The organism is Bacillus sp. RB3 (genome assembly GCF_030164735.1).
Lineage (GTDB): Bacteria > Bacillota > Bacilli > Bacillales > Bacillaceae_G > Bacillus_A > Bacillus_A cereus.
Genome location: NZ_JASNGE010000012.1, coordinates 106,735 through 119,665, shown reverse-complemented (window position 1 = coordinate 119,665; position 12,931 = coordinate 106,735). Strand labels below are relative to the sequence as shown.

The window sequence follows — 12,931 nt, the reverse complement described above, 5'->3', positions numbered from 1 at the left end:
CCCGCATCTTTTTATCTATTATAAAAATATCCTTATTTAATGGTAGTATAGCATAAATCTCACAAAAACGAACATACATTCTATGTTAAGTTAATGTAAATTAAAATACACTACTCAAAATACATTTCCTTCTCTCTAAACTTCCCATTACGCACTTCTCCCCACTAAAATCCTTTAATTTTTCACTACACCAATTCCTCAAAATCCCCCTCACATAAGCTAACGTTTTCTTATTATTTTCAAACGCAATTTTAAGTACCTCTAACACTTTCTCTCCAGAAAGTCTTTGTATCCAATTCTTCAATTCCTTCACAATATATGGGGATAAACTACTAATATTTTGTTCATAAAACTTATAAACTTCACTATTTGGAACGTCCTCTTCTATGGTTTCCACCTCTATCTCTTCCGCTTCTTCTTTCTCTTCAATAACTACTTGTGAACTACTATTATCCTCTTCTTTTGGCATACCAAAATGCTGCAATAATAATAGAATCTTGTATTCTTCTTCAAGGCATTTACGTAAAAATATATGTATGAACTCATTACTTTTTATAGTCTTTAACTCACGTAATACGCACTTCTCCACATTCGTATTTGAAATAGGGTTATAGTGTAACCAATTTATTATGAATACCTCTTTCGTTTCCGTATCATATAAAATCTTTCCATACTCAACAAACCTGTTTAGCAACTTCTCAACAGTCTCCATACTATAACCTGTTTCAAGCTCTGCCACACGCTTCGGTAATATGTAAATACCACATTGCTTCGTTTTCGTACCAGTTAACAAATATATGTAAAAATAACGCTCCTCTGGCGTTAAATCTAATATGAATTCATCTTGCCAAAAGTTCACCTGCACATTACGGTATACCGCCATATGTTTCCCTCCACTCTTTGCTAGTAAATAGGAAAATTTTAATCCTTCATTATAAAGATAGGCATACGGGAATGGTTTTGGCATTCGAATTACAATTTTTTTACTACTACAACGCCGGTTTCATTTTTTCGCGCTTGTTTTGTTCTTGTTTTTGTTTTTTCTTAGTGATTTATTACTTGGTAGGGGCTTATAAGGGGCTTGGAAGGGCATTCTACATTACAATCTATGAAATACAATTTGTTCTTCCTACTAAATAGGAGCTATTCCAAATTATTATTTTGGATAGCTCCTTTCAAATTCTTCTTATTTTTCACTTCTACCAATGTCAGCTTCTACATACCATTTATTCTGCTATTTGCGGGCAGTAAAACTCTCATTTCAAAATTCGGTGAATAAACTGCTCGATTGCAGTGCGAGTGGCCCTCACTGATTAAAGTTTCCTTTTATTTTTGCATTGAATCTAACATCTTCACAATAAAGGCAGCTGCCTGACCACGAGTTGCTGTACCTCGGGGATCAAACTCATTATTTCCAATACCATTAACTACCTTTAGACTGTATAATCGTTGAACTGATTCTTTATATGTTATTAAATGCTTATCTGTAAATGGTAATGCTGCTAACTCACCTGTAATTCCTTTATATCGTAATGCTTTGTCAATCATAATAGATACTTCTTCACGAGTAATTGGTGAGTTAGGATCAAAAATCCCTTCACCACGACCATTAATAATTCCTGCACTTGCACAACGTTTAATACCGTCATGAAGTGATGGATGTGCCTCATTAATATCTACAAATGACTTATTTCCCTCTGGTAGTTTAAGAGCATTCGAGATTAATTTCGCAAACTCCGCTCTCGTTACATTTCGATATGGCGCAAATACACCATTACCTTCGCCTTGCATAATACCTAGACTGTTTAATTTACGAATATGCTCTTCAAACCAGCCACCTGTAATATCATCTTTTGGTTTTTGTACTTCTTCCTTAGGCTTTTGTACTTCTTCCTTTGGTACATTGTAGTTAATTTTAATCCAGCTTGGGTCATAGAAAATCCATTCTCCATTACCTACTTTATACCAACCATTTTTAACCGCTAATACTTTGTAACGATCTCCGGTTGAAGCTTTACGTACAACACGATGTTCAATACCCGCATCACTACGTACATTGATGCCACTACCATTTACCACTAGTTCCATGCTAGGTTCAGCCGGATTATTTTCATTTGGATTAAATGAGTCATTTTTATCTTGTAAAGGCGTATCAATCTGCGCATTTATATTTGCATACCACTGAATTCCTTGTACGAAACCAGCCCAATTACCACGTGAAATTAAAATGTCAGGACATTTTTTCCCGCTCCATTGTTGATGCTTGTAAATATGATCTGCACCAATTCCTTCTTTGTTCATTAAATAACCTGCAAGTCGTTTTGCATTTTCTAAAGCTTTATTGTAATCACCATCTTGGTTAACCGCGATCTCGATACCGATAGACTCCCTGTTTCCTGATCCATCTCCATCTCCTGCATGCCAACCATTTTCGTTTGTTGGTAAGTGTTGATAAATTTGTTTATCGTCTACAGTAAAATGCCATGAAGCTGTTCGGAAAGTGCCTTCAGTTGCTTGCTTGTATAAATATTTCGCATGATTTTCAGCATTAGCACCAGCGGCTGTATTTGCGGTCTCATGAATTGTAATGTAACGTGCTTTCATCGGATTTGCAGGACGAATATCAGGATTTCCTGCTGGAACAATCCACTCCACAAATGGAACTCCTGCAAGTGTTCCATATTTCTTCGTACTCTGTGCACTATATTGAATACCTCTTGGCTTTGCAACAGGTTTCATTTGACGATCAGATCCATCATTTCGACCATCTACAGATTCAAATGCCTTTTCAATGTTTGAAATAGCTTCCTTTTCTGCTACTTGTCCCTTCTTAGCATTTTGCATTTTGTTTAATTCTTCTGTTTCATCATGTTTATGCTTATATTCTTCTAAAAGCATTTTTTCATTTTCAGATACTTCTGCTTCGTTAATTTGTACATGATTAGGAACTTCCAACTTGAAATTAGAATAATTTAATCCGCTCGTTCCGTGTTCTCCTTGGGCAATATTAAGTTGATCAGTTTGAGAGTTGTTTATCTCTTCTGCTGATGCTGATAAAGGTACGCTCCCTAAAATCACTAGACTTGTTGATAGTGCGATTACTTGTTGTTTGATTGTCTTATTCATTATTATAATAAATACATACACACTCCCACCGTGTATGTATCTCAACCTCCCTTTATTGTCACATTAATTTTTAAAAATATAAATCTACTATGTACTTCTATTATATTTTCTTTTTATTTATATATTTTAATTATTTTATCTTATACCCATTAAGAAAATATTTATATGTCATCCCTACAGATGAATTTCATCTAACATACTTTTTATAAAATTCGTCAACAAACATTATTTTACAACTAATTACAAATACCGTCAAAATAATCAATTTAAACTTAGACAAATAACTGGCATACAATTTCATAATAAGAGATCCTATACTATCGAAATACATCTATTACAAATTCCCTTTAACGTTTTCAACAATCTCATTTATCGTATTCCGATCAAACTTATCACTAATTTCATATGACTCACGATCTCCTACGAATTGCACGCCTACGATATCATTGCGATCCTTACCGTATTGCACTTCAATAATAGATCCTCGCTCTATTTGTTCCCAAATGAGACCTGCTTCATCTTTATTATCTAAAATAATGCAGTCTTCAATATTTTCATCAATCCCAATTAACTTATTATCATCCATATATCCAATCTCGTATTGTTGCCGTTCTTTCGCTTTGCCACTTACTAATATACCTTTGCTACCATATGAGTAATCCATATAGTCCTTTTTCTCCGTTTGTACCGCTTTCGGCTTTTGTGCTTCAGTTTTTTCAGCAGCCCCACAACCTGTAATAAGACTGATTGGGATAACCACTATTAATACTAATCTAGTAAATTTCTTTATCATTTGTAACCAACCTCATATATTTAATGCAAAACTCCATTTATTACTCTATTAAAGAATAACATGATACTAAGTAAACAGAACGAAAGATAACATATTATTTACATACTCGCACTTTAATGAAGGACTAGGCCATTTAAACCTAGTCCTTCATAACTTTAACTTTGCTTCACATACTTAATTGTATTAAATGACGTCTCATTAAATAATCGCAAGTTTTCCCCATCATAATCTTGAACTTTATATGCTATTTTCTTTTTTTGAATTGTATCTTCTACACCGTCTACTAAACGTTTATTGAGATGTAAATAGATTGTAAAAGCTTCCTTATCATATTCCCAAGTTCCTTCAATATAATTCTTTTTATTTGGATACTCACCTTTACCATACGTTTCAAATGTCTTATCACCTTTTAAAATGAGTGACATATTGAAACCGTCTGTTCCTTGGAATCCCCAATTACCGATTAATTCCGTACCATCCTTCACATTCTTCATAACGTTATCTGTATTAATTCCAGCTTTCTTATCTAACTCTTTCAAATCTTTCATTGATACTGTACCGTCACCGATTTTAATATCCCCTTCAAGATCTTTGAATGCCTTAAGCCAGTAAATATCTCCTTCTTTCACTAGCTTTTCAGATTTCTCTATTAACTCTTTATCAGTCTTATCACCTTTTTCTCTTTTTTCTTTTCTGGTGAATACTTCATTTATTAAAGAAAAAGACTCTCTAAAATAACTAGTTGCTTTTTCAAAATCTTTTTGTTGGTTTACATACTCTGTAGGGGGATCTATTGACTCAAATTTATCTAACACTTTATTTAATTCTTTCACACTATCTACTATATCTGATTTCTTTTTCTTACCGTCAAAAACCTCTCTTGTAATATTGTTATGCTCCGCAAACAACTTATCAAACTCTACTCCTAATTTATACACTTTATTAGGATAGTCTTCCTTTGAAACTTTTTCTTTCTTACTATTAGACTTCGATTCTTTTACTTTAGACTCTTCCGTTTTCTCCTGTTTAGAAGTGTTCGTTTTCTCAGAAACTCCACAACCAAATAACAACATGACCGGAACTGCTACCCCTAGTAGTTTCTTTGCATTCATGACTGATTTCTCCTTCTACTTGAATAGATTACTCTTGCTATACCCATCCTCTTTTTTTATCTTGTAATTAAAGTTACAATCGCAATAACTCCTAGAATCGGTCCCCAATATTCCATTTTTATAAAAAATAATGAGTGCTTTTTGTTAAACATAACTTTTTCACCAGTTTCGGCATCTATATAAACTTTCCCATCTGGCTTATTAATATATTTACCTAAATACCAAGACATAACCCCTGATATAATAAACATTACCGCCATTGGCCAACTATGGTCTTGAAAATATGTAGCGTCCCCCGTTATAGATCCAAAGATAGCCTTACCCAAAAGAGTATTAATAATTACAATAATTGCGACTAAAAAACCCCAACCAGACCAAATAATCATCTATTTCTCCTCCTAAAGCGTACAACTTTGTACTTTATGTTAATTTGAACTGCAAACGAAAATGTTTAAAAAACCGAATATTCAGACGTTAATAATTATATTTAGCTTACATTCGATTCTAACTTTAATGTCCTAAATGCAAATGAACCAGATATAATTTGTAAAATTGTCGGAATAAGTAAAAAGAATAATGACATAAATAACATAACTATAGGAATCACAATCATACAAACTCCATAAACTTTATTATTAACCTTGTTTACTAAACACGATAAAATGAACAATCCTATTTGAACCGTTAAAATAATAGAGTAATAAGCTAAAAGTTCGTAATCAACACCTTCCATAATATTAAACGCTACAACTATTAATATTATGGAAATAATAATTCCCAAAATGCCACCAATTAAACCTAATACGAATTCAGGTGTTCTTTTCAATTCAATCCCCCTTTTATGAACCACTAACAACTTGTATATTTTTCCCATTCACCATCATACCAAATATTCACTGGAAAAACTATACATACTTTTCATTCTTACTTACCTTACAGTGACCTTCTTACCATTATAGATAGCTTGTAGCAGTCACAAAATCAAAACCTTCAAAATTACTAACCGGTTTCGATACTTTTAGAAAGTAGACATACCCCTTGAATACAATTAGTATTAACACATGAAATACGAAAGGCTTAAAAAGGCTTTCACATGAAGAAAGGAAGTTGCACAACTATGGATTTTAAAACAGTTATGCAAGAACTTGAATCTCTAGGTAAGGAACGAACGAAAAAAATATACATATCTAACGGTGCGCATGAGCCAGTATTCGGAGTAGCTACAGGTGCTATGAAACCAATCGCTAAAAAAATAAAATTAAATCAAGAGTTAGCTGAAGAGCTTTATGCCACAGGTAACTACGATGCTATGTACTTTGCAGGTATTATTGCCGATCCAAAAGCTATGAGTAAGTCTGATTTTGATCGCTGGATAGACGGGGCATATTTTTATATGCTATCTGATTATGTAGTGGCAGTAACTTTATCGGAGTCAAATATTGCACAAGATGTTGCTGATAAATGGATTGCAAGTGGGGACGAGCTTAAAATGTCTGCAGGCTGGAGTTGCTACTGTTGGCTTTTAGGAAATCGCAAAGACAATGAATTTTCCGAAAGTAAAATTTCCGATATGCTTGAAATGGTGAAAGATACAATTCATCATTCTCCAGAACGAACAAAATCCGCTATGAATAATTTCCTAAACACCGTGGCAATATCATATGTACCACTACATGAAAAAGCAGTCGAGATTGCAAAAGAAGTTGGTATAGTTGAAGTCAAACGTGATAATAAAAAAAGCAGTTTGCTAAATGCTACAGAGAGTATTCAGAAAGAACTTGATAGAGGAAGACTTGGTTTTAAGCGTAAGTATGTAAGATGTTAAAAGTATGAAGGTGTCAATCTAGGAGAGATTGACACCTTTTTAGTGGACATTACTAGACTAACGGAGCTGCAAGTTAAAGGGAACCAATCATTCATCTCCCACTATACATCTCAAACTTCTTCTTTCAATTTATATACCCTATCTCTTTTCTCATCATCTTTGATAAAAATAAGTTTTCCTTCTGTAACAAAACCTTCTAATAGTAAACATACTTGTCCATATGCTTTAGGCTTATTCGTAGTGAATCTTTCATCGGGTATTTTACCAGATCGTATTAATCGTTCACATAGCTCAAGCGCACTTATTTCTTCAGAATCAATTAATTCTAAAATATCTTTTTGTAATGGTGATAAAGGGGCTGGTACCTTACATACCTCAGCTACCTCCACCTTTTCTTTTTCTTCTTCAAATAAATCTTCAAATGAAATTTGATTCATTACATCTGTTCCTTTCTAACGATTGATTTGTATAATATGAACTGAATCCTATAGCGTATTTATTATTATGTATTGCTTACCTTTTTTCATAAATCTCAAACTCATGTACATCGTTTCATATAGTATGTTTTGATTATACCAAATATATGTTCTGTTTTCTATTGTAGAATTTTCATAACAGAAATGAAAGTAATAGTGAACATTTTTCTTCTCTTTAGTTGTATAAAAAATCACGTAAAAAGTTTACATAATAAAATTATAGTGCTCTGTTAAATTTCTACGCTAAAACGCAAAAAAACACTCGTTGCCTTTAATCGACAATCGAGTACTTTAAGTTCATCTATTTTTAAGTAGCATAAATTGGTAAGTTTTGTAGTAACAGTATGACACCTTTTACATGTCATGACAACTACTACGTTAAAACTTACGAGTTTGTACGAGTTCGTTAATTTAATATACATTCCATGCGTTTATATTCATCACACAGTAAAATGTCATCTCGCCTAAGCTCGTACTTCGTTTTCTATTCTATCATTGCACACAGTACTCCATGATGGTACAACCATCATGGAGTATCAATTTTCAAACACCCTATTATTTTTTCTATCCACTTCACATAAACTTTATTTTTTTAATCATGTAATTTATTTAAAAAATCAGTAAATGTATCTGCAATGTAAAATACATTCTCTCTTGCACGTTCTTCCACTTGTTCTTCTGTTAATCCTTCTTCTCGTAGCAACATTTCTTTTTCACCAGCATTTTCATGTTCCCAAAATACCACAACAGGGTTATTTTTGTCATTTTTATAGTCAAAACATATTAAATTTCCCGCTGGGTCAAAAGCAAAAGGAACTAATTCTGCTGGTAGTGTATCCTTGTAATCATCAAATACTTCCATAATATTTTCATCATCTTCCATATCGTAACTTAATAACGTTCCAAAAACCTTTCTTTTCCCTTCAACTTCAAACACCTCTGGACTAACATGCGCTCCATTATTATTCATCACACATTCTATATAATCTAAAGGAAAATTAATGTTCAATTCCTGTTCAACATTCTTTACATCTTCTCGTATAATAGGTTCATCTGGTGATCTCCATTGTACCTTACTCATCTGATTCCATCCCCCCATAATGCATTTCCACCTAAATGGTTAACTTTATGCGTTTTAGACACTACTAACTGCATTTTACCAGGTACTTGATGATCCATGTCTATCTAATAAAAAAGCACTCGTTGCCTTTAGTCGGCAATCAAGCACTCTAAATTCAAATAATATTTTCTAAGAGTTTAATTTATTGATTATATAAGACACACACGGAACCAATAGCAATTTTTCAACAATATTATTTTGAATTAATAATTGTATTAAACGGTTCTTAATTCAAATACCCTCTATTTTAAGCCCTAAAATCAGTTAATCAGTACTAGATATTTTCAATATATCCCCTAATTCGCCTAACAGTTCTATGTTTTTTAAAGCCAACTCAACAGGTATGTCTTTCATTAACACGAATGGTAATTGTTTTGATCCTTTTAATAAGTCAAACAATCCCTTTTTGATGATAAATACCTCTTGTATTTTCTTTAAATCCATAGCCCCTCCTACTGGTGGACTTACCAATATAAGATTACACAGTTTTTCCTTAAACACTTCCTGTTCTTCGTCCACACAGTCAATATCTATCGCTCCGTCATTTATCCACTGTATTAAATTCTCACTTACTGTGGTTGCATAATTCGGATCCATAATCCCCGAATCAACTTGTACTAACTCTGTTGCGTTTTCATTTGCAGTCATTAACAGTATTTTGCCTCCACCATTACTTCCTACAGCAACATAACCCTTTGCATATTCATGGACTTCATATGTTTTATTCATTTCATCTATTATATCCACTCCAAATATAACGACTCCATTATCGGACACAAAACCATTTGTATGCTTTAGTAATTGTTTATAAGCATTAGGGAGTATTAATCCCATTTCCTCTTCAATTTTTTTAATTTCATTTTCATCAACTGGAGAATATAATTCATAAGTCGACAATTTTTGAACATTTATCATTTAAATCCTCCTAATCCATCAAAATATCTATATGCTTCTCGCATTACTTTTTTTGCTACTTTTAAATCTACACCCACTTCAATCATTTCTTTATAGCTAATATTAAATTCGTATATTATATCCGTACTAAAACCTTCATTCCTTCTTCTAGCTCTTTGAAGAGCGGATATTATAGCATGTGGTTCACCAGAGGTAGATTTGAGTAATATTGATGGTGCTTGTCGACTGCTATAATTATTACCGCTTGTTTTAGCCCATATCTTAGCCCATTCATCTTGTATTGCATGATGCGCTTGTACCAATCCATCATTTTTGGTATTCCGAAAACCTAGAGCACGATTCTTATTTGGACTCATTTTTTTATACAAGTCAACATCTTCAACAATATAACCTCCATTTTTAAGTTGACTCCTAGTGGACCTTTGCGGAAATGCAATACCAGCCCTTTCATTAATATTAGCATGGAGCTGTTCAGAAGTTAATTCGCCATATTTCCCTCTCAAATATTCTAATCTGGATTCTCCCGTACCCTTAACCCCACCACTCTCCAAATTCGAGATCCTACTCTGAATACTCGCCTTTGAGGCATCATGGGCTTCTTGGAATTTCCCGCCATAGTTCGTTCCAGTTCTAGCGACACTTCCATGTAGTAGCATTTCTACACCTTTAACGAATGGGGTTACGGAGTCCATACCTTTTGCTAATGTATTTTCAATTATATAATACTAGTAATTTCTGTTAGCTTTAATTCATAAAAATAACTTTTATAAATTTATGGTATACATTTCAATTAAAAAAGCACTTGTTGCCCCAAATAGACAATCAAGTGCTTTAAGTTTCATATGTTTTTAAGTAGCATAAATTTGTAAGATTTATAAGATCTGTAAGTTTTGTATTAACAGTACGACACCTTTTACATGCCATGACAACTACTAAGTTAAAATTGACGAGTTTGTACGGGTTCTTAGTTTAATATACTTTCCATGTGATTATATTCATCACCCAGTAAAATGTCATCTCACCTAAGCTCGTACTTCGTTTTTTCGACGTACAATGAATTAGAGAATCTATTCAAAGTTGTATAAACTCTACCTACTAAATTAGGATTTTTTTGTTTATATAAAAACTTTGCAACAGAACCTTTAAACTAAACTTCAAATCCAATTACTATCCATTCATCAACAATGTCCCAAAAATTCATATTATATCTAGGCTCTTTATTCGTCCACCATAAAGTCGCATTATCATTATTAGAATTCTTATAATCTACTGCAACATAACCACCCATACCACTTTTAAAGAAACCAAAAGTAGTTTGTAAATCAATTTGTAAAGGTTCTTCTAACTCCTCAATAATACCCCATTCATCATCATCAAAAAAAGTTACATTTTCTAAAGGAACTAAACCCATAGATTGACTCGCATAAAAATAGAAACCATTATGAACAGTTCGATAAAAATTTCGTATTGTTGAAGGAATCTTATCCCAAGATTTTTCTAATTCTTCATTATTAAACTCATCTTTGGGATTTCCCCCTTCATAATATAGAATTTCCCCATTATCTGTTTTAATAGTGTATAAAATTGAATATCTACCATTTGTGTTCATAAGCTCTACTTCTTCAAGGTGCCTAGACAAATAAGAAATAGTGTTTCTTAATTCCACTCCTACTTGCTCTTTCCATATCGATAAAATACTCTCAACTCTCTTGTCTACGTTTTCTTCTTGAAACAATTCATACCATGAATTTGGTATTTTCCCACTATCAAGTTTATTAATCTCATGGCATGATATAAGTTGTGCATTTCTTTTATATTTTCTTAAAAAACCAAGTTTTTGTTCCATAATTCTAACTCCTTTATTTATCTATATCCTTTTTATTTCCTTCAACAAAATCATCAATTTGTTTTTGTAATTTCATTTCTAATTCTTTTTCCTTCTTTATCATTTCTTCTCTAAACTTAGGATCAACTTCAATTTTTTCTTTCTTATAAATTGTCCAATCAGAATAAGATTTAGACCCCTTAGATTTATTGGCTGCTTCACTTAATCCTAGAAAATTCTCTTCATTGTTTAAAACCTTAAGTTGTTGTTCTTTCGTTAATTTATCGAAATTTTCCATCTTTGCTATATTTTTCATTGATACGATATGATCAGCTTGAAGTCTATCTGTAATATACTTACCAGGTAAAGCAGGGTCAGGCGTTCCTATTTTATCCTCAATGCCCTCATTAACTTTTTCCCGTAGCTTTGCAGTAGGCGTTCCATCTCTTAATTCATCATATAATTCCTTTGAGATTCTTCTTTCCCCGTATCGAGGCGGTGTTCCAATATCACCCGTACCCTTAACCCCACCACTCTCCAAATTCGAGATCCTACTCTGAATACTCGCCTTTGAGGCATCATGGGCTTCTTGGAATTTTCCGCTATAGTTCGTTCCAGATCTAACGACACTTCCATCTGGCATGATTTCTACACCTTTAGCGAATGGGGTTACGGAGTCCACACCTTTTGCCACTAGACCTTTAATGAAGTAGTCCGCATCATTAATCTTATCTACGGTTTTCCAGCCTTGTATTTTTAAATTTTTTAATAGATTATTTTCCTTAAGCGATTGTACCACATTTTTACCCAAATTTGGATTAAAACCAGGCATTCCTTCTTTGAATTTTAATAATTTTGCTAAATCAGCTAATTCACTCGTGCCTTTGAATGCTTTTACTCCTTTTCCTAATAGCCCTACAGCTGGGATTGCATCTAATCCGCCAAAAATGATGTTTCCTGTTCGTTCTTCTTGGCTCAATTTCCGGTGTGTTCCCCAGTCTTCTCCGTCGATACCGCTTTTTATTTGTACAGCGCCGTATACAACTGCCGCAGCGGTTCCGAGTGGTGGACAAAGGATTGTTGTGATGATGATTCCTACGCCTATTCCTATGTCTCGCACCATTTCTAGTTTTTTCTGTTCATCTTCTATCGATTTGTATTCAAATCCTCGTGTGGATGGGACTACTTTCTTATATTCTTCATAATTTAGTTTTGCATCTGGATTTTGTTTTTTTAGTTCTTTGTATTCCCCTCTCAGTACGTTATCAAATGCAGGTGAATCTCTAAAAATATCTTCTACTGTTATTTTATCTTTCTTCTTCTGTATTGTTTGTGGTACACTTCCGTAGCCTGCATGCGCACCTGGTAATACTGTCGTTGTTGTAGAGCCAATTCGGTTATTTGTTTCAAAACTGAGAATAGATGTATCTCTCATTTTTTGAGCAAATTTATCCATTTCTACTAAAAAAGGTTTATCTATATGTTCAGAGACTAATCGCCCTGCTTCTCCGCAATATTTTTGTAATGTCGTATAACTATCAAGTAATTCCCCGATTTTTTGCGATTGATCTTTAGGATTAAAATGGATACTACCATCCGAGTCTAAATCTCGTATTCTTCCATCAATTCTTTTTAATGATTCATTTGCTTCCCGTAATTTTATGAGTGCATCTTTTGTAATTCGATTCATACCATCCCCCATGTTTTGCCATGGTTCAGGTCTATATTTCACATCCATC

Annotated in this window: 13 protein-coding genes and 1 pseudogene; 1 reads left to right on the top strand and 13 read right to left on the bottom strand. The window is 33.3% G+C overall.

Going from position 1 to position 12,931, the window contains the following annotated elements; all coding sequences use genetic code 11:
• Positions 1 to 100: 100 nt before the first annotated feature.
• The 6 genes from QO049_RS17135 to QO049_RS17110 all read right to left on the bottom strand — a co-directional run bounded on the left by QO049_RS17135 (position 101) and on the right by QO049_RS17110 (position 5,857).
• Positions 101 to 883 (bottom strand): DnaD domain-containing protein, encoded by a 783-nt coding sequence (locus QO049_RS17135; RefSeq protein WP_284489358.1) that lies wholly within the window; start codon positions 881 to 883, stop codon positions 101 to 103.
• A 443-nt stretch (positions 884 to 1,326) separates the two neighbouring features.
• Positions 1,327 to 3,126 (bottom strand): S-layer homology domain-containing protein, encoded by a 1,800-nt coding sequence (locus QO049_RS17130; protein WP_097998419.1) that lies wholly within the window; start codon positions 3,124 to 3,126, stop codon positions 1,327 to 1,329.
• 334 nt (positions 3,127 to 3,460) lie between these two features.
• Positions 3,461 to 3,919: a hypothetical protein gene (locus tag QO049_RS17125; protein ID WP_098568543.1), complete on the bottom strand. Its 459-nt coding sequence runs from the start codon at positions 3,917 to 3,919 to the stop codon at positions 3,461 to 3,463.
• Between the two features lie 155 nt (positions 3,920 to 4,074).
• Positions 4,075 to 5,031 (bottom strand): DUF3994 domain-containing protein, encoded by a 957-nt coding sequence (locus QO049_RS17120; RefSeq protein WP_284489357.1) that lies wholly within the window; start codon positions 5,029 to 5,031, stop codon positions 4,075 to 4,077.
• Positions 5,032 to 5,087: 56 nt separating this feature from the next.
• Positions 5,088 to 5,417 (bottom strand): hypothetical protein, encoded by a 330-nt coding sequence (locus tag QO049_RS17115; RefSeq protein WP_000587853.1) that lies wholly within the window; start codon positions 5,415 to 5,417, stop codon positions 5,088 to 5,090.
• Positions 5,418 to 5,518: 101 nt separating this feature from the next.
• Positions 5,519 to 5,857 carry a DUF4064 domain-containing protein gene (locus tag QO049_RS17110; protein WP_000831724.1) on the bottom strand — a complete coding sequence of 113 codons (339 nt, stop codon included), beginning with the start codon at positions 5,855 to 5,857 and terminating at the stop codon, positions 5,519 to 5,521.
• Positions 5,858 to 6,148: 291 nt separating this feature from the next.
• Here QO049_RS17110 and QO049_RS17105 point away from each other — a divergent pair, with 291 nt between their 5' ends.
• The gene (locus QO049_RS17105) at positions 6,149 to 6,856 is read left to right on the top strand and encodes a DNA alkylation repair protein (protein WP_084064122.1); all 708 of its coding nucleotides are present in this window, start codon (positions 6,149 to 6,151) and stop codon (positions 6,854 to 6,856) included.
• 110 nt (positions 6,857 to 6,966) lie between these two features.
• Here the strand turns inward: QO049_RS17105 and QO049_RS17100 are convergent, their stop codons facing one another.
• The 7 genes and pseudogenes from QO049_RS17100 to QO049_RS17070 all read right to left on the bottom strand — a co-directional run bounded on the left by QO049_RS17100 (position 6,967) and on the right by QO049_RS17070 (position 12,930).
• Positions 6,967 to 7,293: a DUF3895 domain-containing protein gene (locus tag QO049_RS17100; RefSeq protein ID WP_001071909.1), complete on the bottom strand. Its 327-nt coding sequence runs from the start codon at positions 7,291 to 7,293 to the stop codon at positions 6,967 to 6,969.
• Between the two features lie 631 nt (positions 7,294 to 7,924).
• Positions 7,925 to 8,413, bottom strand: a complete 489-nt coding sequence (locus tag QO049_RS17095) for an SMI1/KNR4 family protein (RefSeq protein WP_042883736.1) — start codon at positions 8,411 to 8,413, stop codon at positions 7,925 to 7,927.
• Positions 8,410 to 8,505 (bottom strand): annotated as a pseudogene (locus QO049_RS17090) (HNH endonuclease); the annotation flags it as partial. The gene QO049_RS17095 and the pseudogene QO049_RS17090, both read right to left, overlap by 4 nt.
• 211 nt (positions 8,506 to 8,716) lie before the next feature.
• Positions 8,717 to 9,367, bottom strand: coding sequence for an SMI1/KNR4 family protein (locus QO049_RS17085; RefSeq protein WP_000611386.1), 651 nt, complete (start codon positions 9,365 to 9,367; stop codon positions 8,717 to 8,719).
• Positions 9,364 to 10,059, bottom strand: coding sequence for a hypothetical protein (locus QO049_RS17080; RefSeq protein WP_278003228.1), 696 nt, complete (start codon positions 10,057 to 10,059; stop codon positions 9,364 to 9,366). Before QO049_RS17080 ends, QO049_RS17085 begins: the two co-directional genes overlap by 4 nt.
• 455 nt (positions 10,060 to 10,514) lie before the next feature.
• On the bottom strand, positions 10,515 to 11,213 hold the full coding sequence (locus QO049_RS17075) for an SMI1/KNR4 family protein (RefSeq protein ID WP_000435838.1): 699 nt from the start codon (positions 11,211 to 11,213) through the stop codon (positions 10,515 to 10,517).
• A gap of 13 nt (positions 11,214 to 11,226) precedes the next feature.
• Positions 11,227 to 12,930 carry a hypothetical protein gene (locus QO049_RS17070; RefSeq protein WP_284489356.1) on the bottom strand — a complete coding sequence of 568 codons (1,704 nt, stop codon included), beginning with the start codon at positions 12,928 to 12,930 and terminating at the stop codon, positions 11,227 to 11,229.
• Position 12,931: the final 1 nt, after the last annotated feature.